The 23462-nt window shown below is 68.9% G+C and carries 15 protein-coding genes; 6 read left to right on the forward strand and 9 right to left on the reverse strand.

From position 1 onward, the window contains the following. Positions 1-24 precede the first annotated feature (24 nt). The 4 genes from gcvP to ACE3QP_RS16935 all read left to right on the forward strand — a co-directional run bounded on the left by gcvP (position 25) and on the right by ACE3QP_RS16935 (position 8867). Complete coding sequence (gcvP, locus tag ACE3QP_RS16920) at positions 25-2919, forward strand: aminomethyl-transferring glycine dehydrogenase (RefSeq protein ID WP_374437661.1); 2895 nt, start codon at positions 25-27, stop codon at positions 2917-2919. Positions 2920-2924: 5 nt separating this feature from the next. After that, complete coding sequence (locus ACE3QP_RS16925; RefSeq protein WP_374437662.1) at positions 2925-4313, forward strand: L-serine ammonia-lyase; 1389 nt, start codon at positions 2925-2927, stop codon at positions 4311-4313. 169 nt (positions 4314-4482) lie between these two features. Continuing rightward, positions 4483-7245, forward strand: a complete 2763-nt coding sequence (locus ACE3QP_RS16930; protein ID WP_374437663.1) for a reprolysin-like metallopeptidase — start codon at positions 4483-4485, stop codon at positions 7243-7245. A gap of 62 nt (positions 7246-7307) precedes the next feature. Further along, positions 7308-8867 (forward strand): response regulator, encoded by a 1560-nt coding sequence (locus ACE3QP_RS16935; RefSeq protein WP_374437664.1) that lies wholly within the window; start codon positions 7308-7310, stop codon positions 8865-8867. Between the two features lie 36 nt (positions 8868-8903). On the opposite strand, the gene ACE3QP_RS16940 is transcribed toward ACE3QP_RS16935, so the two are convergent. The 6 genes from ACE3QP_RS16940 to ACE3QP_RS16965 form a co-directional block, all read right to left on the reverse strand. Next, complete coding sequence (locus ACE3QP_RS16940; protein WP_374437665.1) at positions 8904-10760, reverse strand: protein kinase; 1857 nt, start codon at positions 10758-10760, stop codon at positions 8904-8906. A 75-nt stretch (positions 10761-10835) separates the two neighbouring features. Beyond that, positions 10836-14075 (reverse strand): efflux RND transporter permease subunit, encoded by a 3240-nt coding sequence (locus ACE3QP_RS16945; protein WP_374437666.1) that lies wholly within the window; start codon positions 14073-14075, stop codon positions 10836-10838. An 11-nt stretch (positions 14076-14086) separates the two neighbouring features. After that, the gene (locus ACE3QP_RS16950; RefSeq protein WP_374437667.1) at positions 14087-15283 is read right to left on the reverse strand and encodes an efflux RND transporter periplasmic adaptor subunit; all 1197 of its coding nucleotides are present in this window, start codon (positions 15281-15283) and stop codon (positions 14087-14089) included. A 159-nt stretch (positions 15284-15442) separates the two neighbouring features. After that, positions 15443-16510, reverse strand: coding sequence for an aspartate-semialdehyde dehydrogenase (locus ACE3QP_RS16955; RefSeq protein ID WP_374437668.1), 1068 nt, complete (start codon positions 16508-16510; stop codon positions 15443-15445). 22 nt (positions 16511-16532) lie between these two features. Continuing rightward, positions 16533-17633, reverse strand: coding sequence for a chorismate synthase (gene aroC, locus ACE3QP_RS16960; RefSeq protein ID WP_374437669.1), 1101 nt, complete (start codon positions 17631-17633; stop codon positions 16533-16535). Between the two features lie 145 nt (positions 17634-17778). Beyond that, positions 17779-18246 carry a CBS domain-containing protein gene (locus tag ACE3QP_RS16965; RefSeq protein ID WP_198109265.1) on the reverse strand — a complete coding sequence of 156 codons (468 nt, stop codon included), beginning with the start codon at positions 18244-18246 and terminating at the stop codon, positions 17779-17781. 91 nt (positions 18247-18337) lie between these two features. Between ACE3QP_RS16965 and ACE3QP_RS16970 the strand changes: the two genes are divergently transcribed. After that, entirely contained in the window at positions 18338-19630 is a 1293-nt protein-coding gene (locus tag ACE3QP_RS16970) for an O-acetylhomoserine aminocarboxypropyltransferase (RefSeq protein WP_374437670.1), read from the forward strand. After that, positions 19630-20433: an alpha/beta fold hydrolase gene (locus ACE3QP_RS16975; RefSeq protein WP_374437671.1), complete on the forward strand. Its 804-nt coding sequence runs from the start codon at positions 19630-19632 to the stop codon at positions 20431-20433. The genes ACE3QP_RS16970 and ACE3QP_RS16975 overlap by 1 nt, the downstream gene beginning before the upstream one ends. On the opposite strand, the gene ACE3QP_RS16980 is transcribed toward ACE3QP_RS16975, so the two are convergent. From ACE3QP_RS16980 to kbl, 3 genes are read right to left on the reverse strand one after another with little or no spacing between them, the layout of a single operon-like run. Further along, complete coding sequence (locus tag ACE3QP_RS16980) at positions 20430-21206, reverse strand: MipA/OmpV family protein (RefSeq protein ID WP_374437672.1); 777 nt, start codon at positions 21204-21206, stop codon at positions 20430-20432. The genes ACE3QP_RS16975 and ACE3QP_RS16980 overlap by 4 nt on opposite strands. 50 nt (positions 21207-21256) lie before the next feature. After that, a complete protein-coding gene (locus ACE3QP_RS16985; RefSeq protein WP_374437673.1) occupies positions 21257-22198 on the reverse strand; it encodes an NAD-dependent epimerase/dehydratase family protein in 942 nt (313 codons plus the stop codon). A 3-nt stretch (positions 22199-22201) separates the two neighbouring features. Next, a complete protein-coding gene (gene kbl, locus ACE3QP_RS16990; RefSeq protein WP_374437674.1) occupies positions 22202-23407 on the reverse strand; it encodes a glycine C-acetyltransferase in 1206 nt (401 codons plus the stop codon). Positions 23408-23462 lie beyond the last annotated feature (55 nt).

The raw sequence follows: 23462 nt of genomic DNA on the forward strand, positions 1-23462 counted from the left end.
TTCCATCTTCCGAAGAGATCGACCATGCCCACGCCGCTGCACTTGCTTGAAGACGCCACCGAGTTCCACGCCCGCCACATCGGCCCCGACGCCGCCGACGAAGCCGCCATGTGCGCCGCCATCGGCGTGGCCTCGCGCGCCGCGCTGATCGACAAGGTGGTGCCGGCCAGCATCCGCCGCGGCCAGGGAATGGACCTGCCCGCCGCCTGCACCGAGCAGCAGGCGCTGGCGGAGCTGAAGGGCATCGCCGCCAAGAACAAGGTCTTCAAGAGCTTCATCGGCCAGGGCTACTACGGCACCCACACGCCGGGCGTCATCCTGCGCAACATCCTCGAGAACCCCGCCTGGTACACCGCCTACACGCCCTACCAGGCCGAGATCTCGCAGGGCCGCATGGAAGCGCTGGTGAACTTCCAGACCATGGTCTGCGACCTCACCGGCATGGACATCGCCAACGGCTCGATGCTGGACGAGGCCACCTCGGCCGCCGAGGCCGTGACGCTGGCGAAGCGCTCGGTCAAGAGCAAGAGCAACCGCCTGATCGTGGCGGGCGACGTGCACCCGCAGACGATTGAGGTGATCCGCACCCGCTGCGCACCCATCGGCCTGACGGTGGACGTGGGCATGGCGCCCGAGCTGATGAACCAGGGCGACTACTTCGCCGTGGTCTGCCAGTACCCCAGCACCACCGGCCTGATCCATGACCTGAAGGCATTCGCCGACCAGGCTCACGGCAAGGACGCCGCCCTTATCGTCTGCGCCGACCTGCTGGCGCTGACGCTGCTGGTGGAGCCCGGTGCGTTTGGCGCCGACATCGTCGTCGGAAACACCCAGCGCTTCGGCATGCCGATGGGCGCTGGCGGCCCGCACGCCGCCTACCTGGCCTGCAAGGACGCCTTCAAGCGCTCCATGCCGGGCCGCTTGGTCGGTGTGTCGAAGGACGCCCAAGGCCACCCGGCTTACCGCCTGGCGCTGCAGACGCGCGAACAGCACATCCGCCGCGAGAAGGCCACCTCGAACATCTGCACGGCACAGGTGCTGCCGGCCGTCGTGGCCTCGATGTACGCGGTCTACCACGGCCCGCAAGGCCTGAAGCGCATTGCCGAGCGCGTGGCCAGCTACACGGCCATCCTGGCCGCCGGCCTGCAGTCGATGGGCCTGAAGGTCGTGACGCCGCATGTGTTCGACACCCTGCTGGTCGAAACCGGTACGCGCACCGAGGCCGTGCTGGCGGCCGCCGTGCAGGCCGGCGCCAATCTGCGCAAGCTCAGCGCCACGCATGTGGGCATCGCGCTGGACGAGACCACCACGCGTGCCGACATCGAGGCCCTCTGGTCCTGGCTGGCTCCGGCCGGGGCCGCGCTGCCGAAGGTGGCCGACTACGCGCAAGGCGTGGAGAGCCTGATCCCTGCACACCTGCGCCGCAGCAGCGCGTTCATGACGCACCCGGTGTTCAACACCCACCACAGCGAAACCGAGATGCTGCGTTACATCCGCAGCCTCTCCGACAAGGACCTGGCGCTGGACCGCGCCATGATCCCGCTGGGCAGCTGCACGATGAAGCTCAACGCCACGTCGGAAATGATTCCGATCACCTGGCCCGAGTTCGCGCACATCCACCCCTTCGCCCCGCAGGACCAGCTGACTGGCTACACCGAGCTGAACTCGCTGCTGACCGGCTGGCTCTGCCAGGCCACCGGTTACGCCGGCGTCAGCCTGCAGCCCAATGCCGGCTCGCAGGGCGAGTACGCCGGTCTGCTGGCCATCAAGGCCTGGCATGAGAGCCGCGGCGAGGCGCATCGCAACATCTGCCTGATCCCTGAAAGCGCGCACGGCACCAACCCGGCCTCGGCCCAGATGGTGGGCATGAGCGTGGTCGTCACCAAGTGCGACAAGGAAGGCAACATCGACCTGGCCGACCTGAAGGCGCAGTGCGAGAAGCACGCCGCCAACCTGGCCGCCATCATGATCACCTACCCCTCCACCTATGGCGTGTTCGACACCCATGTGAAGGAGATCTGCGCGATGGTGAAGGCGCATGGCGGCCGGGTGTACGTGGACGGCGCCAACATGAACGCCCTGGTGGGCGTCGCTGCGCCGGGTCAGTTCGGCGGCGATGTCTCGCACCTGAACCTGCACAAGACCTTCTGCATCCCGCACGGTGGTGGCGGCCCGGGCGTCGGCCCGGTCTGCGTGGTGGAAGACCTGGTGCCCTTCCTGCCGGCGCACCGCACGGCCGGCCTGGGCAAGGAGACGAACATCGGCGCCGTCTCGGCCGCGCCGCTGGGCAATGCCGCCGTGCTGCCGATCAGCTGGATGTACATCCGCATGATGGGCGCCGATGGCCTGACCAAGGCCACCGAAACCGCCATCCTGAGCGCCAACTACATCGCCGCGCGCCTGTCCGACCACTACGACATCCACTTCAGTGGCGGCATTGCCGGCGTCAAGGGCGGTGGCGTGGCGCACGAGTGCATCCTGGACCTGCGCCCGCTGAAGGACAGCAGCGGCGTGGCCGCCGAGGACGTGGCCAAGCGCCTGATCGACTACGGCTTCCACGCCCCCACCCTCTCCTTCCCGGTGGCCGGCACGCTGATGGTGGAACCCACCGAGAGCGAGTCGCGCTACGAGCTGGACCGCTTCATCGATGCCATGGTGGCCATCCGCCAGGAAATCGAGATGGTCGAGGCCGGTGAGTGGAGCCGCGAGGACAACCCGCTGGTCAACGCTCCGCACACGGCCCTGGTCTGCGGCGCCAACGAGTGGACCCACGCCTATGGCCGCGAAGTGGCCGCCTTCCCGGTGCCCAGCCTGCGCCGCGCCAAGTACTGGGCGCCGGTCGGCCGGGTGGACAACGTCTACGGCGACCGCAACCTGTTCTGCAGCTGCGTGCCGATGAGCGCGTTCAGCGAGGAGTAAGCACCATGGCCGTGTCGGTTTTCGACCTGTTCAAGATCGGCATCGGCCCATCGAGCAGCCATACCGTGGGCCCGATGCGGGCGGCACGCCTGTTCGGCCTGCGCCTGCAGTCCGAGGGCCTGCTGGAGCAGACCGCCCGCGTCCAGGTGATCCTCTACGGTTCGCTTGGCGCCACCGGCAAGGGCCACGGCTCGGACAAGGCCGTGCTGCTCGGCCTGGCGGGGCATGAGCCGGACACGGTGGACATCGAGGCCATTCCGGGCTATCTGGCCACGATCCGTGCCGGCCAGCTCAACCTGGTCGGCCAGAAGGCGCTGGGCTTCAACGAGACCACCGACCTGGTCTTCAAGCGGCGCGAGTCCCTGCCCTTCCATGCCAACGGCATGCGCTGCCTCGCCTTTGATGCGGCCGGCGCCGAGATCGCCAACCGCATCTACTACTCGGTGGGCGGCGGTTTCATCGTCAGCGACGAAGTGGCGGCCGACGGCAGCAAGCAAAAGGTCATCGCACCCGATGTGACCGTGCTGCCCTACCCCTTCAAGACCGGTGACGAGTTGCTGGCCTTGACGAAGAAGTACGGCCTCTCGATCGCCGAGATCATGCGGCGCAACGAGGGCCATTGGCGCACCGATGAGGAAACCCGCGCCGGCCTGCTGAAGATCTGGCAGGTGATGCAGGACTGCGTCAGCCGTGGCTGCCGTACCGAGGGCATCCTGCCCGGCGGCTTCAAGGTCAAGCGCCGCGCCGCCGATCTGCATGCCCAGCTGACCGCCAACCCCGAAGCCGCGCTGCGCGACCCGCTGCAGGTGATGGACTGGGTCAACCTCTACGCCCTGGCCGTCAACGAAGAGAACGCCGCGGGCGGCCGCGTCGTTACCGCGCCGACCAACGGCGCGGCCGGCATCGTGCCGGCGGTGCTGCACTACTACTCGCGCTTCGTACATGGCGCCACCGAGCAGGGCGTGCTCGACTTTCTGCTCACCGCGGCTGCCATCGGCATCCTCTACAAGGAGAACGCCAGCATCAGTGGCGCCGAGGTGGGCTGCCAGGGTGAAGTGGGCGTGGCCTGCTCGATGGCCGCCGGCGCCCTGTGCGCGGTCATGGGCGGTACGCCCGAGCAGGTGGAAAACGCCGCCGAGATCGGCATGGAACACCACCTCGGCCTGACCTGCGACCCGGTCGGGGGGCTGGTGCAGATCCCCTGCATCGAACGCAACGCCATCGCCTCGGTCAAGGCCATCAACGCCGCGCGCATGGCCTTGCGCGGCGACGGCACCCACTTCGTCAGCCTGGACAAGGTCATCAAGACCATGCGCGACACCGGCGCGGACATGATGACCAAGTACAAGGAAACGGCGCGCGGCGGCCTGGCGGTCAACATCGTCGAGTGCTGAGGCCTGGGCCCCAGGCCAGCCCTGGGCGCCGTGGCGGGGCCGGCTCCGTGCAGAAGCTCTCGCAAGCACGGCCCATCGATCCCCCAAGCGGGAGGTAGGGGTGGCGGCGGCGTGACGAGCCGCCCCGCCCACCCCCACAATCGATCTCCACCGCTGCTGGAGATCGCCCATGGCAACCCTCACCGAAGTCACCACCCAGCCGTCCTCGGGCCTGGTGCATATCGATGCACTGCTGGACAGCGGCCCGGGCTGGAACTGGCTCACCCCCGCGCGGACAACGATCTACTACACGTTCTCGCTGGCGGCGCCCAACCCGAACGCGGGCGGCTCCATCACCGGCGCCACCTCGGCCTTCAATGCCACCCAGCAGGCCGCTGCGGTGTCCGCCTTGGCGGTGCTGACGCAAATCACCGGTATCGCCTTCGCGCTGACCGCCGATGCGAACCAGGCCGACCTGCACTTCTGCGCAGCCGACATCATCGAAGTACAGAGCATCGGTCTGTGCAGTTGGAGCTCCAGCTACTCGATCTCCGGCAACACCATCACCAGCTACCGCGCCGACGCCTGGATCTACCTGGACAACGTCAACCATGCCGCCGGCACCAGCGCGCCATCGCCGGGCACCTCGGGCTTCGAGGTGCTGTTGCACGAGCTGGGCCACGCCATGGGGCTCAAACACCCCTTCTCCGGTTCGGTGGTGCTGCCGGGTGCTCAGGACAACACGGCCAACACCCTGATGTCGTACACCGATGTGGGCGGGCCGTACAGCAACTACAACCCCTACGACATCGCCGCGCTGCGCTATCTGTACGGCAACGACGGCCTGGGTGGGGCGCTGGGCTTCAGTTCTGCCGGCCGCTACATCACGGGCACCACGGCGGCCGACACGCTGACGGGCGGCGCCGGGGACGATCTGCTCGAAGGGGGCCTGGGCAACGATGCGCTGACCGGAGGCAGCGGCACCGACACCGCCCGCTTCAGCGGCAACCGGGCCGGCTACACCATCACCACGGTGGGCGCCACCACCACGGTCAGCGGTCCGGATGGCACTGACACGCTGGGCGGCGTCGAGCGCCTCCAGTTCAACGACCAGGTCGTCGTGCTCTCGGCAGGCGGGAGCAACAACGCACCCACCGGCACCATCACCATCACCGGCACGCCGACGCAGGGTATCGCCCTGAGCACGAGCTCCACGATTGCCGATGCGGACGGCCTGGGCAGCCTGGCCTACACCTGGCAGATGGAATCGGGCAGCAACTGGGTCGACATCGCCGGCGCCACCGGCAGCAGCTTCACGCCCCAGGAAGCCCAGGTAGGTGCACGCCTGCGCGTGGTGGTGCGCTACACCGATACCGCCGGCACCGCAGAAGTGGTGACGGGCCCGGCCAGCGCAGCGGTCGCCAATGTCAATGATCCGCCCAGCGGCGTGGTCGCCATCTTTGGCGACGCCCGACAGGGCGCCGTATTGAACGCTCAGAACGATCTGAGCGACCCCGACGGGATCGGCCCGCTGAACCTGCGCTGGCAGAGCTCCGCTGACGGCGGGCAGACCTGGACCGACATTGCCGGCGCGACGACGGATCGATTCACGCCGACCGAAGCCCAGGTCGGTCGCCTGCTGCGCGCCCGCATCGACTACACCGACGCCCGCGGCACGGCTGAGGCCGTCACCAGCCTGCCGACGGCGGCCATCGCGAACAGCAATGACGCCCCGACCGGCAGCCTGCTGATCACCGGCACCGTGCGCCAGGGCGAAACGCTGCAGGCCAACACCAGCCAGCTGGCCGACGCCGACGGGCTGGGTACGTTCACGCTGCGCTGGCAGCTATCCAGTGATGGCCAGCAGTGGACCGAACTGGCCACCGGTTCCAGCTACACCCCGGGAGAGGCCCAGGTGGGCAAGCAGCTGCGCCTGCAGGCCAGCTACACCGATGCCCGCGGCAGCGCCGAGACCGTGCTGTCCAGCGCGACCGTGGTCGCCAACCTGAACGACGCGCCGTTGGGCAGCGTCACGCTCGCAGGTCTGGCCGAGCAAGGCCAAAGCCTCAGTGCCACGGCCGGCGTGCAGGATGCGGATGGCCTCGGCACCTTCAGTTTCGAGTGGCAGCGCTCCAGCGATGGCAGCACCTGGACGGCCGTGGCCGGCGCAACATCCAGCAGCCTCAGTCTCGGCGAGAGCGTGATCGGCATGCAGCTGCGGGCCCTGGTGCGCTACACCGACGGGCATGGCACGGCCGAATCGGTCGCTTCATTGCCCTCGCTCGCCGTGCTGGGCGTGCAAGTCGGCAGCAGCGGCACCGATACCCTGACCGGCAGCGCCTTTGCCGACCGCCTCGACGGTGGGGCGGGGAACGATCTGCTGCAGGGCGGTGGCGGGGACGACCGCCTGATTGGCGGCGCCGGGCTGGACAAGGCCCGCTACACCGGAGTGCGGGCCGACTACACCGTCACCCCGGGCGCATTCCAGGTGCAGGCCAAGTCCGGCACGGAGGGCAAGGACAGCCTCGACGGCATCGAGCGCCTGCTGTTCGCCGATCAGGCCCTCGCCTTCGACCTGAACGGACACGCCGGCACGGTCGCACGCATCCTGGGTTCGGTGTTTGGGCCGGCCGCAGTGGCCAATGCGCAGTACGCCGGCATCGGCCTGAGCCTGCTGGACGGCGGCATGGCCCTGCCCGACCTGATGAGCCTGGCCCTCGACACCCGGCTGGGGCCCGGCTACAGCCGCAGCGCGGAAGTGGACCTGCTGTTCCGCAACCTCGTTGGCCGCGCCCCCGACAGCCAGGAGCTGGCCTACTGGGTGGGTACGCTGGAGCGCGGCGAGTTCACGGCCATCAGCCTGGCGCAGATGGCCACCGATCTCGAGCTCAACGCCCTCAACATCAACCTGATCGGGTTGGCACAGGACGGCCTGCCCTATCTGCCGGTCTGAATTCGGCTCCTGCCCGCAACACCGGGGTGGCAAAACAGGGCGCGTGAGCTAGGCTGCCAGCCATGACCGCCCTGCTCTCCCCCCAGGAAGCCCGGCTCTTCGCCGCCACCCATGTGTTGCTGGTGCACGAGACCGAGGCCATGCGCAGGGTCTCGCGGGCGCTGCTGAGCCAGCTCGGGGTGCAGCAGTTGCTGGACGCCTCGAATGCCGAACAGGCCCTGGCCGCGCTGGCCCAGGCGCGCGTGGACATCGTGCTCTGCGACTGGCAGCTGCGCGGCATGGACGGCCTGCAGTTGCTGGAGCGCCTGCGCGCCAGCGACAACTTCCGCCAGCTGCCGTTCGTGCTCATCACCGGCGAAACCGACCGGGCCGTGCTGCAGCACGCCGTCAGCGCCGGTGCCAGCCACATCCTCGTCAAGCCCTACAGCGCCGCCACGCTGGCCGACCGCATCCGCCGCGCCATGGCTGCTGCCGCGCGGCCCAAGGCGGCAGGCCTCGGCCAGGCGGCGGCGGGCCGCAGCGGCCCGCACAGTTCCACCGTACTGGTGGTGGACGACGTGCCGGAGAACCTGCAGCTGCTGGCCGAGATGCTGCGCAATGACTTCCGCGTCAAGGTGGCGGCCAACGGCGAGCGGGCGCTGCAGCTGTGCCAGACGGAGTCGGCCCCCGACCTGGTGCTGCTGGACATCATGATGCCGGGCATGGATGGGTTCGAGGTGGCCAAGCGCCTGCGCGCCCACCCGGCCAGCGAGCACATTCCCGTCATCTTCGTCACCGCGCTGGACGCCGAGGATGTGCGCCGGCGCGCCATGGAGCTGGGCGCGATCGACTTCGTCAACAAGCCGGTCGAACCCGAGCAGCTGCTGCTGCGCATCCGCAACTTCATGCGCTATGTCGAGCTGCGTCGCCAGATGCAGTCCGAGGTGGACGCGATGCTGGAGCGCGCCAAGCTGGAGGATGACGCCAGCCTGGTAGCCGGCCAGGATGTACGCAGCCCGCTGGCCAGCGCCCTGGGCCTGCTGCAGCCGCTGCTGGCGGCCGCCGAGGACGGTGCGCGGGATGACCTGCTGGCCGTCGAGGAACAGTTGCTGGCAGCACTGGACGCGCTGCACCTTTCGACCGAGCTGCTGCGCATTGAATCCGGCCAGTTCCAGCTGCGCACACGCGGCGTGCCCCTGCGGCGGGTGCTGGAGCGCGTGCTGCGTTTGGGCGCCGAGGCCTATGCGCACAAGGAACTGCGCCTCAGCCTGGACGTGCCCGGCCCCGACCGCGGGCCCGGCACCCTGCTGGCCAGCGGCGACCCCCTGCTTTGCCACACCTTGTTCCAGCAGCTGCTGCAGCTGGCGTGCGAGGCGGCACCCTCACAGGCCGCAGTCAGCCTGCAGGTCCACGCGGAAGACCCGCTGCGGGTGGTGCTGCGCTACCCCGCCGCTCTGACGGCCACGGAGCGTCTGCAGTTCTTCGGCAAGCGCTCGGACGCCATCGGCCCTTCCGCCTACGCCGCCAAGCGCCTGGCCGAGGCCCAGCGCGGCGGCGTGGTGGTGGACACCGACGAGGCCAAGGGCGAGGTCCTGCTGACCGTGGTGCTGCTGCGCTCGCAGCAGACCGTGGAACGGGGCTGAGATCGGCTGAGGCGGCTGAACGCGGACCGGCCCGCCTCAGTGGCCGCGCTGCTCGCGCCGCCGCTCGCGCCGCTCCGCCAACTGACGGCACTCGGGGTGCTCGGCGAAGGCCGGCTCCTCGCAGCGTTGCTCCATGCAGCGCCACAGCGCGAACAGCACGCGGTCGCCACAGGCGGCACGCGGATCCTGCGGACCGGCCGGTCGAATGGGCAGGCTGGGCGCAGGTGCTTCGGTTCGCGCCGCAGCAGCCGGCTCCGGCGATGGGGATTCCTGGCGCACCGGCCGCGGCGGCGGGGCCGCGCTCACGACACTCGGTTTGGAGGCCGCCGCCACCGGCCGGGGTGGCGCCGGACGCACGGGGATGGCCGAGTCCGGTGCGGAACCCTGCGCAGGCACGGCATCGGGCGGCACCGAAGCCGCCGTGACGCCGGGTAGTGCAGTGGCCGCATCGGCTACTGCGGAAGTGGCCTGCGAGGCCGCCAGGCCGGCTTCGGACGCCCGCGCGGCGGGCTCGATGCTGACCACCAGACCTTCCGGACCCGACGGCGCCTGCCGCCCTTGCAGCAGCCACCAGAAGCCGCCAAGCATCACGGCCGCGACCCCCAGGCCCAGACCCAGCCACAGGCGTTGACGTCCGCCGATGCGCGTGGGTCCGGTGCCCGCCGCCTCGAGCGCCGGTGCGGGGGGCTTGACGGCGGCGCGCTGGCGCGGTTTCGGCGCTGCGGGGCTGGCTGCGTCTGCCAGGGGATGGGGCTGGGTCGGCTCGAAGCCCGACTCAGTCCCCAGCGGTTGGGTGCGCTCCTTGTCGCTGGGGACCGGCACCGCCTCCACCGTGGGGCGCGGCGGCGCCACCAGCTGCGTGGGTGCAAAGGCGTCGCCGGGCACCGCGGGGTCGGGTTTGGCGCGCGGCTTGGGGCGTTCCAGAACCACGGTCGAGTCGTCGCCGTCCAAGCCCTGGGCCTCGTTGGCCTTGATCAGCGGCATGGTGCGCTCGCCCAGCAAGGCCTTGCGCAGTTCGTCCACGGTGCGAGGCCGGTCGGCGGGGCGCACCGCCAGCGCCCAGTCGATGGCAGAGCGGAAATGGCGCGAGTGACCGGGCCAGTCGGAGCGGTTGGCCAGCGGGACGAATTCGTCGATGACAGCTCGCGTCGTCGCCAGCGGGGGCGGCGTGCCGGTGAGCAGGAAGTGCAGCACCGCACCCAGCGCGTAGATGTCGGTCCAGGGGCCCTGACGCAGTTGGGTGGTCTCACCGTACTGCTCAATGGGCGCGTAGCTGGGCTTGAAAATCGCCGTGAAGGTCTGCGTGCGATCGCCAATCACCCGGCGCGCGGCCCCGAAATCCAGAAGGATGGGGTCACCGCCATCCGAGGGCAGCAGGATGTTGTCGGGCGAGATGTCGCGGTGGTAGACCTTCTCGTCGTGCAGCAGCGCCAGCGCGTCCAGCAGCGGCATCACCTGCTTGAGGATCCAGCTCTCCGACGGCGGATCGGCCAGACCATCACGGATGCGCTTGAGCGTCTTGCCCTGCAGATAGGGCATCACCATGTAAGCGGTGCCATTGGCCTCCCAGAAGCGGTAGACCTTCAGTAGCGAGGGGTGATCGAAGCGCGCCAGCATGCGCGCTTCATTGACGAAGGAACGCAGGCCGAGTTCGAAGGTTTCGCGGTGCTGCGCCGAGCGCACCGACACCAGATCGGAATTGCCGCGCTGCGCCAGCTGCGCCGGCATGTATTCCTTGACTGCGACGCGACGCTCCAGCGCGTGGTCCTGCGCCAGGTAGACGATGCCGAAGCCCCCGACGCCGAGCGTGCGGATGATCTCCAACTCGCCGAACCGGGTGCCGCCCGGCAAGGCGTTGGGGTCCTCGAAGATGGAATCGCCAGCGTCGTTCATGGAGGCCGACACCTTACCTCAAGCGCGACAGCGCCCGCCAAGGCGGGCGCTGCAAACAAGGGCAGAAGCTGGAACTTATTCCTTGTCAGCCGGGGCGGCGCCCAGCGAAACCGGCAGGGCCTCGGTATGGGCCTGGTGCTGCACTTTGGGCTTGCGGCTGCGCACCAGGTAGCTGTAGAGCACCGGCACGAACACCAGGGTCAGCACCGTGGAGCTGATGACGCCGCCGATGATGGCCCGGCCCATGGGCGCCTGGATCTCGCCGCCGTCATTCAGCGCCAAGGCCAGGGGCAGCATGCCGAACACCATGGCCATGGTCGTCATGACGATCGGGCGCATGCGTGTCAAGCCCGCTTCCACCAGCGCCTCGGTGACCGACAGGCCGGCCTTGCGCATCTGGTTGGCGCGGTCCACCAGCAGGATGGCGTTTTTCGTCACCAGGCCCATCAGCATCACCAGGCCGATCATCGAGAACACGTTCAGCGTGGAGCGCCACAGCAGCAGGGCCAGCATCACGCCGATCAGCGCCAGCGGCAGGCTGGCCATGATGGCGATGGGCTGAATGAAGCTGCCGAACTGGCTGGCCAGCACGATGTAGATGAAGATCGCCGCCAGCGCCATGGCCGAGAGCAGGCCCTTGAAGGCCTCGGCCTGTTCCTGGCTCTGCCCCCCCACATCGAAACTGAAGCCCGGGGGCAGCTGGGTTTCCTTGATGAGCTTGTTGACCTCCGCGCTCACCTCACCCAGCGAGCGGCCGTCCACGCCGGCAATGATGGCCTCGCGGCGCTGCAGGTTCTGGCGGCGGATCACCTCGGGGTTGAAGACCGGCTCGATGGTGGCCACCTGATCGAGCGCGATCGGCGAGCCGTCCTTGGCATAGGCCACCGGCAGTTTGGCCATCTGGTCGATGCGCTCGCGCATGTCCTTGGGCAGGCGCAGGTTCACTTCCACCTGGGCGCCGTCGGGAGCGGTCCAGTAGGTGGCGGCGTCGCCGTTCACGAAGGTGCGCAGCGCGGCGGCGAGTTGCGGGGCGGTCAGGCCCAGTTCGCGCGCGGACGAGTCCTTCAGCTTCACCGCATAGGCGGGCAGACCGGGCTTGGAGGTGGTTTCCACGTCCACCGCGCCCTTGATCTTGCGCAGCTTGGTGGCGAACTCCTCGGCGATCTTGGCCAGCTGGTCGCTGTCATTGCCCAGGATGGCCACGTAGATGGGCTTGCCGAAGCCCACGCTCAGCTCCACGCCGGCCACCTGTTCGATGGCCTTGCGTGCGGCCGCCTCGAATTCCTTCTGGCTGCGTTTGCGCTCCTTCTTGTCCTTCAGGGCGATGGCCAGGCTGGCCTGGGCACGGCCGGTGGAGAAGCCTTCGCCGCTCGAACCGACCGTGGTCGACACGGTCTTGACTTCGGGCATCGCCGCCACGATGGACTCGACCTGCAGCGCCTTGGCATTGGTGCGCTCCAGGCTGGAGCCGGTGGGCATGCGCAGATTGATCTGCGTGAAACCCTGGTCGGTTTCGGGCACGAACTCGCTGCCGACGAAACCGGCCAACACGATGGCGCCCACGAAGCTCAGGAAGCCCCCCCACAGCACCAGGCCACGGGCGGTCAGCGTGGCCAGGCGCAGGCGGCGCTTCTGGGTCTTGTCGCGCTGGCCAGCGGCGTCGAACGGGCGGGCGAACACCGGCACTGGCGGCACGAACACTCGGTATCGGCGGCCGCTCAGGGCCCAGCGGATGCTGCGCTCGTACACGCGGTGCAGCACGTCCATCGCGCGGTCGCTGCCGTCCAGCAGCTTGCCGATCAGCGGGCCCACTACGCGCCAGCGGCGCATCGGGGCGGCACCCGGGTCGTGCCAGACGGCCGACAGCATCGGATCGAGCGTGAAGCTGACGAACAGGCTGACCAGCACCGCCACCGCCACGGTGATGCCGAAGGGGTAGAAGAACTTGCCGATCACCCCGCCCATGAAAGCCACGGGCACGAACACCGCGCAGATGGCGAAGGTGGTGGCCAGCACGGCCAGGCCGATCTCGTTGGTACCGTCGAAGGCGGCGTCCCGGTGGCTCTTGCCCATCGCCACATGGCGCACGATGTTCTCGCGCACCACGATGGCGTCGTCGATCAGCAGACCGATCACCAGGCTGAGCGCCATCATGGTCATGAAGTTCAGCGTGAAGCCGAAGGCGTAGACGGCGCTGAAGCTGGAGATCACCGCGATCGGCAGCGTCAGGCCGGTGATGACGGTGGAGCGCCAGCTGTGCAGGAACAGGAAGACGATGGCCACGGTCAGCAGCGCACCCTCGATCAGGGTGTGCTTCAGGCCGTCCAGCGAGCCCTTGACGAAGTCGCTGGTGGAGTAGATCTCGCGCAGCTCGATGTCGCCCGGCAGGTTCTTGCGCAGTTCCGCCAGGGCCTGCTGCACGGCCTCGCCGGTGCGCACGATGTTGGCGTCCTGCTGCTTGAAGATGTTGAAGGTGACGGCGGGCTGGCCGTTGATGCGCGAAAGGTTGTCGGGCTCGCGCTCACGTTCGGTCAGCTGCCCCAAGTCGTTCAGCGTCAGCGCCAGATTGCCGCGCTTGGCCACCACCACATTGGCAAAGGCGCGCGGGTCCTTGACGCGGCCTTCGACGCGCAGCGAGCTTTCAATCTGGCTGTCGGAGATCAGGCCCACGGCCTGGTCGGCATTCGCCTCGCGCAGGCCCTGGGCAATCTCGGCCACCGTCACGCCATAGGCGCGCAGGCGTTGCGGGTCCAGGTCGATGCGCACCTCGCGGCTGGCCAGGCCCGAGAGCCCGATCACCGCGACGCCCTCGGCGCGCTGCAGGCGCTTGGCCACGGTCTGCTCGGCGATCAGCGAGAGCTCACGCGCACTGCGGGTGCTGCTCAGCAGGGCCGCCACCACCACCGGCTGGTTGCCCTCCTGGAAGCGGTTGATTAGCGGCGCTTTCACGTCGCGCGGGAAGCCGGCCTGGGCCAGCGACACGCGGTCGCGCAGGTCCTGCATCGCGCGATCCATATTGGTGTCGAGCGTGAACTCGACGCTCATCTGCGCACGGCCCTCGAAGCTGCGCGACTGGATGCGCTTGACGCCGGCGATGGTGTTGACCGCCTCTTCGAGCGGCTTGGCAACTTCACGCTCCACGGCCTCGGGGTTGGCGCCCGGGTAGCGGGTGTCGATCCAGGCGCCGGGCAGCGAGATCTCGGGCATCTGCTCGACACCCAGGCGGTTGTAGGCAAACAAGCCCAGCACGCACAGCGCCACCATCACCATGGTGGCGAAGACCGGGTTGTTGATTGAGACGCGGGTCATCCACATGGCCGGCTCCTTCAGCGCGCAGTGGCCGGTACCGCGGCGGCGGCCACCTTGGCCTTGCCGGCGTCGATCTCGGCCTTGGTGCCTTCGCGCAGGTTGTCATAGCGCGCGGCCAGCACCTGGGCCTTGGCGTCCACGCCGGAGAGGATCTCGACCCGACCCTCCTTGGCATCCTGGCGGCCCACAGTCACCAAGCGGCGCTTGAGTTCCCCGCCATCGATCACCCACACCGCTTGCTGGCCGCTGCTGCCCATCAAGGCGGTCTGCGGCAAGGTCAGGCGAGGTTCCGGGTCGTCCAAGGTGACTGAGGCCACCGCGTACTGACCGGCGCGCAGCTGTTCGCCTGGGTTGGAAAGACTGAGCGTGACACCGATCGAGCGCGTGCCCGGCTCGGCCGCCGGGCTGATGCGGGCGATCTTGGCAGCCACCGGTTCGGTGTGGCCTTCGATGCGCAAGGTGGCAGCCATGCCGGGCTTCAGGCGCGAGACCTCGTGCGTGCCCACCAGGCCGGCCAGCTCCAGCTGGCTCAGGTCCACCACGGTGACGACCGCTTGCTCCAGCTGCAGCTTTTCACCCGGCACGGCATGGCGCTTGGCCACCCAGCCGCTGATGGGCGCCGTCAGCGTGGCTTGGCGCAGCGCCACCTGCACGGTCTCCAGCTGGGCGCGCGCGGCGGCCAGGTTGGCGCGGGCGCTGTCGAGCTGGGCGCGGCTGCTGTCCAGAGCCGTCGGGGCAATGAAGTTCTGACGCGCCAAGCCTTCGTTGGCCAGATGCGTGCGCTCGGCCTGCGCAGCCTGGGCGCGCGAGGCTTCCACGGCGGCCTGGCGCTCGTTCACGCGCTGGCGCAGGTCTTCCAGATCGAGGGTGCCGAGCGACTGACCCGCCTTGACGCGGCTGCCCTCGGGCGCGGCCAGGTTCAAGAGCGTGCCGCCGCCCTTGGCGCGCACGATGGCGGTGTTGGGTGCCACCAGCGGGCCGCTGAACTCCACCACCGCGCGCAGGGCCTGGCGCTGCGGCTGCACCACTTCCGAGGCGGTGAAGCGCAGGGTCTTGGGCGCGTCCTTCCTGTCCTTGGCGTCAGGCTTGCTGCCCGCGTCCGCGCCGTTGGCATTCACCGCTACGCCGGCCGCAATGGCCAGGGCCACGGCACTCAGGCCGCCGCCCAGCCACCAGCGCTTGTTGAATCGAGAAGAAGTCTTGTGCAGCTCCATGGCAGGCCCCGTTTTTGAGTAACGGCGGCCATGCTAGGAAGCGAAGGCTGCGGGTGCGTTTAGAAAGCGACGAAATGCACCCTTGAGGGGGTCAGCTGCAAAGTCGTCGTTCGGCACGGGCCCTGGGCTCGGCCGCGGCATGACCTTCAGCAGGGGGCCTCAGCCGGCTCCGCCGCCCGCTTCGGCCTGTTGCCACAGGCATTCGGCCAGTTGCACCGCGTTCAGCGCTGCGCCCTTGCGCAGGTTGTCGCCACTGACGAAGAGGATCAGCCCATGCGGCACCGTGGGATCGCGCCGCACCCGCCCCACCAGCACCTCGTCGATGCCGGTGGCGTCCAGCGCATTGGGCACGGCGCAGAGGCGCACGCCCGGCGCCTGGCGCAGCAGGGCTTCGGCCTCGGCGGCCTCGATGGCCCGTTCGAACTCGGCATGCAGGCTGAGCGAGTGCGCGCACAGCACCGGCACCCGAACGCAGGTGCCCGCGACCGGCAGCTGGGGCAGACCCAGGATGCGCCGGGTCTCGTGGCGCAGCTTCAGCTCTTCTTCGGTAAAGCCATCGTCCTTCAGCACATAGTTCAGCGGCACCACATTGCAGGCGATCGGCACCGCCCATTTGCGCGGCGGCGGGAAGTCGACGGCACGGCCGTCGTACACCAGGGCCTCCAGCCGATCGGCTGCGGCCCGCATCTGATCCACCAGCTCCTGCACGCCCGCCACGCCGGCACCCGAGACGGCTTGGTAGCTGCTGGCGGTGAGGCGCTTCAGGCCGGCGGCATCGTGCAAGGGCTTGAGCACCGGCATGGCCGCCATGGTGGTGCAGTTCGGGTTGGCGATCAGGCCCTTGGGCCGGCGGCGCAGATCGTCCGGGTTGACCTCGGCCACCACCAGGGGCACGTCGGGGTCGGCCCGCCAGGCCGAGGAGTTGTCGATCACCACCGCACCGGCAGCTGCCACCCGGGGTGCCAGTTCGCGCGCGGTGTCGCCACCGGCCGAGAAGAACACCAGATCCAGACCGCGGAAATCGGCCGTGGCGGCGTCCTCGATCGGCAGCTGGTGGCCTTTCCAGTCCAGTTGCCGCCCTACCGAGCGTGCTGAAGCAAACAGGCGCAGCGAGCGCACGGGGAAATCGCGCTCGGCCAGCAGTTGGCGCATCAGCAGCCCAACCGCACCCGTGGCGCCGACGATGCCGACGGCCCAGCCTTCGGGGTGGCGTTGCGAGACAGTCATCCTGGAGTCTCCGAGAACCGGTTCAGCCGCGCCTTGCCGGCACCGGCGCGATCGGCAGCTCCACGTCGCCGCCTTGCGCCCGCTGCTGCAGCGCCGCATCCATCAGCACCAGGGCCAGCATGGCTTCGGCAATGGGCGTGGCGCGGATGCCCACGCAGGGGTCGTGACGGCCGTGGGTGACGACGCTATTGGGCTGGCCGCTGCGGTCGATGCTGGCCTTCTCCAGCCGGATCGAGCTGGTCGGCTTGATGGCGATGTTCACCACCAGATCCTGCCCGCTGGAGATGCCGCCCAGCACCCCGCCGGCATGGTTGCTGGCGAAGCCGTCGGGGTGGATCTCGTCGCCATGCTGGCTGCCACGCTGGGCGACGACGCCGAAGCCGTCTCCGATTTCCACGCCCTTGACCGCGTTGATGCCCATCATGGCGTAGGCGATCTGAGCGTCGAGCTTGTCGAACAGCGGCGCGCCCCAGCCCGGTGGCACGCCCTGGGCCTCTACACGCAGCTTGGCGCCGACCGAATCGCCGCTCTTGCGCAGCGCATCCATGTACGCCTCCAGGCGCTCCAACTCGCGCGTGCCGGCGGCGAAGAAGGGGTTGTGTGCGGTCTGCGCCCAGTCCTCGATCGGGATCTCGATTTCACCCAGCTGCACCATGCAGCCGCGCACCGTGGTGCCATGGGCCTGTTGCAGCCACTTCTTGGCCACCGCGCCGGCTGCCACCATCGGCGCGGTCAGGCGGGCCGAGCTGCGGCCGCCGCCGCGCGGGTCGCGCAGGCCGTACTTGCGCCAGTACGTGTAGTCGGCATGGCCGGGGCGGAAGGTGTCGAGCAGGTTGCCGTAGTCCTTGCTGCGCTGGTCCTCGTTGCGGATCAGCAGCGCAATCGGCGTGCCGGTGGTCAGGCCCTCATAGACGCCGGAGAGGATCTCGACGCGGTCGCCTTCCTGGCGCTGCGTCACGTGCCGGCTGGTGCCGGGCTTGCGGCGGTCCAGATCGGGCTGGATGTCGGCCTCGCTGAGCGCCATCCCGGGTGGGCAGCCGTCGATGACGCAACCGATCGCCGGGCCATGGCTTTCGCCGAAATTGGTGACGGCGAACCAGCGCCCGAATGTGGATCCACTCATGAGTGCCCGGCGCCGGGCCGTCCCAAGCGGGCAAGCGCCCCCTCGGGGGGTGGCGAACGAAGTGAGACTGGGGGTTGCATGTTCTGGATTCTAGAAAGGCAAAGGGCGGCATCACTGCCGCCCTTCTCTGTGCACGAAGACCTACTTAGAGCTTCGGCTCGCTGGACTCTTCTTCCTGCCCCACCGGCCAATCACGGATGTAGGCCTTGAGCATGCGGTTCTCGAAGTCCTGCGAATCGACCACGGCCTTGGCCACGTCGTAGAAGGAGATCACGCCCATCAGCGTCTTGCCGTTGAGCACCGGCATGTAGCGCGCGTGGCGGCCCAGCATCATGCGGCGCACCTCGTCGATCTCGGTCTCGGGCGTGCAGGTCAGCGGATGGTCGTCCATCACCGAGCGGACCTGGCTGTTGCCCACCGTGCCGCCATTCTTCACCACGGCCTGGATGACCTCGCGGAAGGTCAGCATGCCCACGAGGTCGCCCAGCTCCATCACCACCAGCGAGCCGATGTCGCGCTCCGCCATGGTGGCCACGGCCTCGGCCAGCGGGGTGTCGGGGGCAACGGTGAACAGGGTGCTGCCCTTGACCTTCAGGATGTCGGTGACCTTCATGGCGTTCTCCATGGAGAGCAGAGGGGGATTGCGGGCAACATAGCACACAATGCCCGCCCCGCCCTCTCCGGGGCGCACCCTAGTTCAAGGCATGCCCGGACCCCTAGACCCTGGCTTCGACACCCTGGCCCTGCACGCCGGGGCCGCCCCCGACCCCGCCACCGGCGCACGCATCACCCCGCTGCATCTGAGCACCAGCTTCGTGTTCGACAGCAGCGCGGATGCCGCCGGTCTGTTCAATCTGGAGCGCAGCGGGCATGTGTACTCGCGCCTCTCCAACCCCACCACGTCCGTGTTCGAGGAGCGCATGGCCGCGCTCGAAGGCGGTGTGGGTGCCATCGCCACCGCCAGCGGCCAGGCCGCGCTGTGGCTGGCCATCGTGACGATCTGTGGCGCCGGCGGCCACATCGTGGCCAGTTCGCAGCTGTACGGCGGCTCGCACAACCTGCTGGCCTACACGTTGCCGCGCCTGGGCATCCAGACCACCTTCGTGGCCCCCGGTGAGGTGGACGCCTGGAAGGCGGCCATCCGGCCCGAGACGCGTCTGCTGCTGGGCGAGTCGCTCGGCAACCCGGGCATGGAGGTGCTGGACATCCCGGCCGTCAGTGCGGTGGCCCACGCCGCCGGCCTGCCCCTGCTGGTGGACGCCACGCTGGCCACGCCCTGGCTGCAGCGCCCCATCGAGCAAGGCGCCGACCTGGTGATGCACTCGGCCACCAAGTTCCTGTGCGGCCACGGCACGGTGGTGGGCGGGGTGTTGATCGACTCCGGTCGCTTCGATTGGCTGAAGTCGGGCAAGTTCCCGGAGCTGACGGAACCCTACGACGGCTTCCACGGCATGGTGTTCGCTGAGGAATCGACGGTCGCCGCCTTTCTGCTGCGCGCGCGCCGCGAGGGCCTGCGCGACTTCGGCGCCTGCATGAGCCCTCACACCGCCTGGCTGCTGCTGCAAGGCCTGGAGACCCTGCCACTGCGCATGGCCCGGCATGTGGCCAATGCCCAGGCGGTGGCCGAGTTCCTGTCCTCACAGAAGCAGGTCAAGGCGGTGGGCTACCCCGGCCTGCCCAGCCACCCCAGCTATGCCAGGGCGCAGACGCTGATGCCGCGTGGCTCGGGTGCAGTGTTCAGCTTCGAGCTGGACGGCAGCCGCGCGCAAGGCCAGAAGTTCATCGAGTCCCTCAAGCTCTTCAGCCATCTGGCCAATGTGGGCGATGCGCGCTCGCTCGTCATCCACCCGGCCAGCACCACGCATTCGCGCATGGACGATGCCGCGCTGGTGGCCGCGGGCATCGGCCCCGGCACGATCCGCCTGTCGATCGGCCTGGAAGACCCGGCCGATCTGATCGCCGACCTCAAGACCGCCCTGAAAGCGGCGTTCAAGTGATGGAACTGACCGTACAGAACCGCCGCGTCTACGCCTACACCGGCGGCAAGACCTTTGACGCCGCCCTGCCCTGCATCGTCTTCCTGCACGGCGCGTTGCACGACCACTCGGTCTTCACCCTGTTGGCGCGCAGCTTTGCGCACCGGGGCTTCGCCGTGCTGGCGCTGGACCTGCCCGCACATGGCCGCAGCGAGGGCCCGCCGCTGGTCAGCATCGCCGAGGCCGGCGCCTGGGCCCTGGCCTGCCTGGATGCTGCGGGCGCCAGCAAGGCCGCGTGGGTGGGCCACAGCATGGGTTCGTTGATCGCCCTGGAAGCCGCCGCGCAGGCACCCGAGCGCGCCTGGCACCTGGCCCTGCTGGGCACGGCGGCGCCGATGGCCGTGAGCGACGCGCTGCTGCAGACCGCAGCCAGCGAGCCGGTGGCGGCGATGCGCATGGTCAACACCTTCAGCCACAGCGGCATCGCGGCCAAGCCGGCCTACCCCGGCCCGGGTGCCTGGCTGCACGGCGCCAACCAGGCGCTGATGGAACGCACGCAAGCCGGATGGCCCGGGAGCAATCTGTTCCTGCAGGATTTCCAGCTCTGCAATGGCTATACCGGTGCGCTGGAAGCCGCGGCCAAGCTCAGCTGCCCCAGCACCGTGGTGATGGGCAGCCTGGACCAGATGACGCCGCCGCGCGCAGCCAAGCCCTTGGCCGAGGCGCTCAAGGCCCGCACGGTGAGCCTGCCCTGCGGCCATGCCCTGATGCAGGAAGACCCCGAGGGCCTGCGCGAGGCGCTGGCAGCGGCCTTGCGGCCCTAGAACCGGTAGGCCAGGCCAGCGTTGAGTCCCAGGTCGAGGTTGCGCTCGATGAAGGGTGCATCGGCGGCCGGCCCCAGCAAGTGGCTGAGGCTGCCGCCACCGAACCCGACCCAGTGGCGGCCGAACTCGCGCTGCCAGGTCAGGCCAACGGTGAGGCTGCGCAGGCCGGCCCCGGGTTCGTAGGCCTGAAAGGTCGTCAGCCCGGCCGGCACGCCGAAGTAGCTGCGCTGGTAGCGCCGATCGGCGGCGGCAAGGCTGACCAGCGCCGTCCACTGCCCGCCCATCGGCAAGGCCTGCTCCCACTCGGGCAGGCGCTGGCTCATGCTGAGCTGCAGCAGCAGGCCTCCGCCGCGGCCGAGCAGATCGGGGTTGACGGCCAGGGTCCAGTCCCGCGTGTCGGTCTGATGCCAGGTCAGGCCCACGCGCCCTCGGATCGTGGTGCGCACATCGGGCAGCTCACGCAGGCGCTCGATGCCGCTGACATTGCGGCCGCGGTCGAAGCGCAGGCCGACCGTCAGGCGCCAGTCGTCGTCGTCGAGCAGATCGGTGCTCGCTCCGCCGGTACCGCGTTCGCTCAGCAGCGAGCTGCCGCCCGAATTGCTGATGCGCACCCGCCCCCAGCGCAGGGCAACCACGGGGCGCAGGTCGAAGCCCCGGTCCCTCTGGCCCAGATAGACCGGGGAATTGCCGACCCGCAGGCCGATCAGCGACAGCTTGGCTCCGGAGAAGAGCTCGACTTCTTGCGCCAGCACCGGGCTGGCGAGCAGGGGCAACAGGAGGGCAGGTAGGAGGCGGCGCATGGCCGAAGCCTACCTGCTGCGCTTCAAACCCGCCCGCGCAGATTGGCCAGCATGTCGGCCACCATCTCGCTCAGGCCGAACTCGGCCTTCCAGCCCCAGTGCGCGCGCGCCACCGAGTCGTCGATGGAACGCGGCCAGCTGGCGGCGATCTGCTGGCGGAAATCGGGCTCGCACACCATCTCGAAGCCCGGCAGGTGCTGGCGGATTTCGGCGGCGATTTCTTCCGGCGTGAAGCTGCAGCCGGCCAGGTTGTAGCTGCCGCGCTCCTGGATGGCCGCGGCGGGCGCTTCCATCAGCTCCAGCGTGGCGCGGATGGCGTCGGGCATGTACATCATGGGCAGGCGCTGGTCGGCCTGCAGGAAGCACTTGTAATGGCCGGCCTTGAGCGCCTGGTGAAAGATGTCCACGGCGTAGTCGGTGGTGCCGCCGCCGGGCGGGGTCTTCCAGCTGATCAGGCCCGGATAGCGCAGGCTGCGCACGTCCACGCCATGCATGCGGTGGTACCAGGCGCACCAGCGCTCGCCGGCCTGCTTGCTGATGCCGTACACCGTCGTCGGGTCCATCACGGTGGATTGCGGCGTGTGGTCCTGTGGGGTGCTGGGGCCGAAGGCGGCGATGCTGCTGGGCCAGAACACCCGCTCCAGCTTGTGTGTGCGCGCCAGCTCCAGCACGTTCAGCAGGCCCTTCATGTTCAGGTCCCAGGCCCATTGCGGGTGCTTCTCGCCGGTGGCCGACAGCGCGGCGGCCAGCAGATAGACCTGGGTGATGTGATGCCGCTCGACGATGGCAGTAACGGCCGCCCCATCGGTGCAGTCCAGCATCTCGTGGCGCAGTTGCGGCAAGCGGCCCTGGGGCGAGATGTCGCTGGTGATGACGTTTTCGTTGCCGTGGCGCTCGGCCAGGGCGGCGGCCAGCTCGGTGCCGATCTGGCCATTCGCGCCGATGAGGAGGATCTTGGTCGTCATGGTTCAGCCCTTGATCAAGCCAAGTTCGCGGCCAGCCTGGGTGAAGGCAGCCAGCGCCTTTTCCAGGTGGTGGCGGTCCAGCGCCGCGCTCATCTGGGTGCGGATACGCGCCTGCTCCTTCGGCACCACCGGGAAGAAGAAGCCCACGGCGTACACGCCCAGCTCCAGCAGGCGGGCCGAGAGCTGCTGCGCCTTGACGGCGTCGTAGACCATCACCGGCACGATGGGGTGGGTGCCGGGCTTGATGTCGAAGCCGGCGGCCTCCAGGCCAGCGCGCCAGAAGCGGGTGTTGTCTTCCAGCTTGTCGCGTAGCGCGGTGGAGCCTTCGATCAGGTCCAGCACCGCCAGCGAGGCCCCCACGATGGCCGGTGCCAGCGTGTTGCTGAACAGATAGGGGCGCGAGCGCTGGCGCAGCAGCTCCACCACTTCCTTCTTCGCCGCCGTGAAGCCACCGCTGGCGCCGCCCAGGGCCTTGCCGAAGGTGCCGGTGATGATGTCGATCTGGCCGAACACGCCGCAATGCTCGGGCGTGCCTCGGCCGGTCTTGCCCAGGAAGCCGCTGGCATGGCATTCGTCGATGCCCAGCAGCGCGCCGTACTGGTCGCACAGGGCGCGGATCTCCTTCAGCTGGGCGATCGTGCCGTCCATGCTGAAGACGCCATCGGTGAACACCAGCACATGGCGGGCGCCCTTGGCGCGCGCGTCCTGCAGCTGCTTTTCCAGATCGGCCAAGTCGTTGTTGGCGTAGCGGTAGCGCGCGGCCTTGCACAGGCGGATGCCGTCAATGATGGAGGCGTGGTTCAGGGCGTCCGAAATGATGGCGTCCTGCTCGCCCAACAGGGGCTCGAACAGGCCGCCGTTGGCATCGAAGGCTGCGGCGTAAAGGATCGCGTCCTCGCAGCCCACGAAAGCGGCGATGCGGCGCTCCAACTCCTTGTGAATGTCCTGCGTGCCGCAGATGAAGCGCACCGAGGAGAGGCCGAAGCCGTGCGTGTCGAGCGTTTTGTGCGCCGCCGCAATCGCGTTCGGGTGGCTGGACAGGCCCAGGTAGTTGTTCGCGCACAAGTTGATGAGCTCACGCCCGTCGGTGGTGCGGACCACGGCGCCTTGCGGCGTGGCAATGATGCGTTCGCGCTTGAACAGGCCGGCGGATTCGATGCCCGCCAGTTCCTGGCGGATATGGGCGTAGAAGTCGGCGCTGCTGGCCATGTTCAGTCTCCTGCCGCAAAATGCGGTTTATCGAACGGCGTTCACTATATCGAAC

The organism is Inhella sp. (genome assembly GCF_041912635.1).
Lineage (GTDB): Bacteria > Pseudomonadota > Gammaproteobacteria > Burkholderiales > Burkholderiaceae_C > Inhella.

Excerpts from the sequence above, each read along its gene's own strand:
- gcvP (WP_374437661.1), top strand. The coding sequence starts at position 25 with ATGCCCACGCCGCTGCACTTGCTTGAAGACGCCACCGAGTTCCACGCC.
- ACE3QP_RS16925 (WP_374437662.1), top strand. The coding sequence starts at position 2,925 with ATGGCCGTGTCGGTTTTCGACCTGTTCAAGATCGGCATCGGCCCATCG.
- ACE3QP_RS16930 (WP_374437663.1), top strand. The coding sequence starts at position 4,483 with ATGGCAACCCTCACCGAAGTCACCACCCAGCCGTCCTCGGGCCTGGTG.
- ACE3QP_RS16935 (WP_374437664.1), top strand. The coding sequence starts at position 7,308 with ATGACCGCCCTGCTCTCCCCCCAGGAAGCCCGGCTCTTCGCCGCCACC.
- ACE3QP_RS16940 (WP_374437665.1), bottom strand. The coding sequence starts at position 10,760 with ATGAACGACGCTGGCGATTCCATCTTCGAGGACCCCAACGCCTTGCCG.
- ACE3QP_RS16945 (WP_374437666.1), bottom strand. The coding sequence starts at position 14,075 with ATGTGGATGACCCGCGTCTCAATCAACAACCCGGTCTTCGCCACCATG.
- ACE3QP_RS16950 (WP_374437667.1), bottom strand. The coding sequence starts at position 15,283 with ATGGAGCTGCACAAGACTTCTTCTCGATTCAACAAGCGCTGGTGGCTG.
- ACE3QP_RS16955 (WP_374437668.1), bottom strand. The coding sequence starts at position 16,510 with ATGACTGTCTCGCAACGCCACCCCGAAGGCTGGGCCGTCGGCATCGTC.
- aroC (WP_374437669.1), bottom strand. The coding sequence starts at position 17,633 with ATGAGTGGATCCACATTCGGGCGCTGGTTCGCCGTCACCAATTTCGGC.
- ACE3QP_RS16965 (WP_198109265.1), bottom strand. The coding sequence starts at position 18,246 with ATGAAGGTCACCGACATCCTGAAGGTCAAGGGCAGCACCCTGTTCACC.
- ACE3QP_RS16970 (WP_374437670.1), top strand. The coding sequence starts at position 18,338 with ATGCCCGGACCCCTAGACCCTGGCTTCGACACCCTGGCCCTGCACGCC.
- ACE3QP_RS16975 (WP_374437671.1), top strand. The coding sequence starts at position 19,630 with ATGGAACTGACCGTACAGAACCGCCGCGTCTACGCCTACACCGGCGGC.
- ACE3QP_RS16985 (WP_374437673.1), bottom strand. The coding sequence starts at position 22,198 with ATGACGACCAAGATCCTCCTCATCGGCGCGAATGGCCAGATCGGCACC.
- kbl (WP_374437674.1), bottom strand. The coding sequence starts at position 23,407 with ATGGCCAGCAGCGCCGACTTCTACGCCCATATCCGCCAGGAACTGGCG.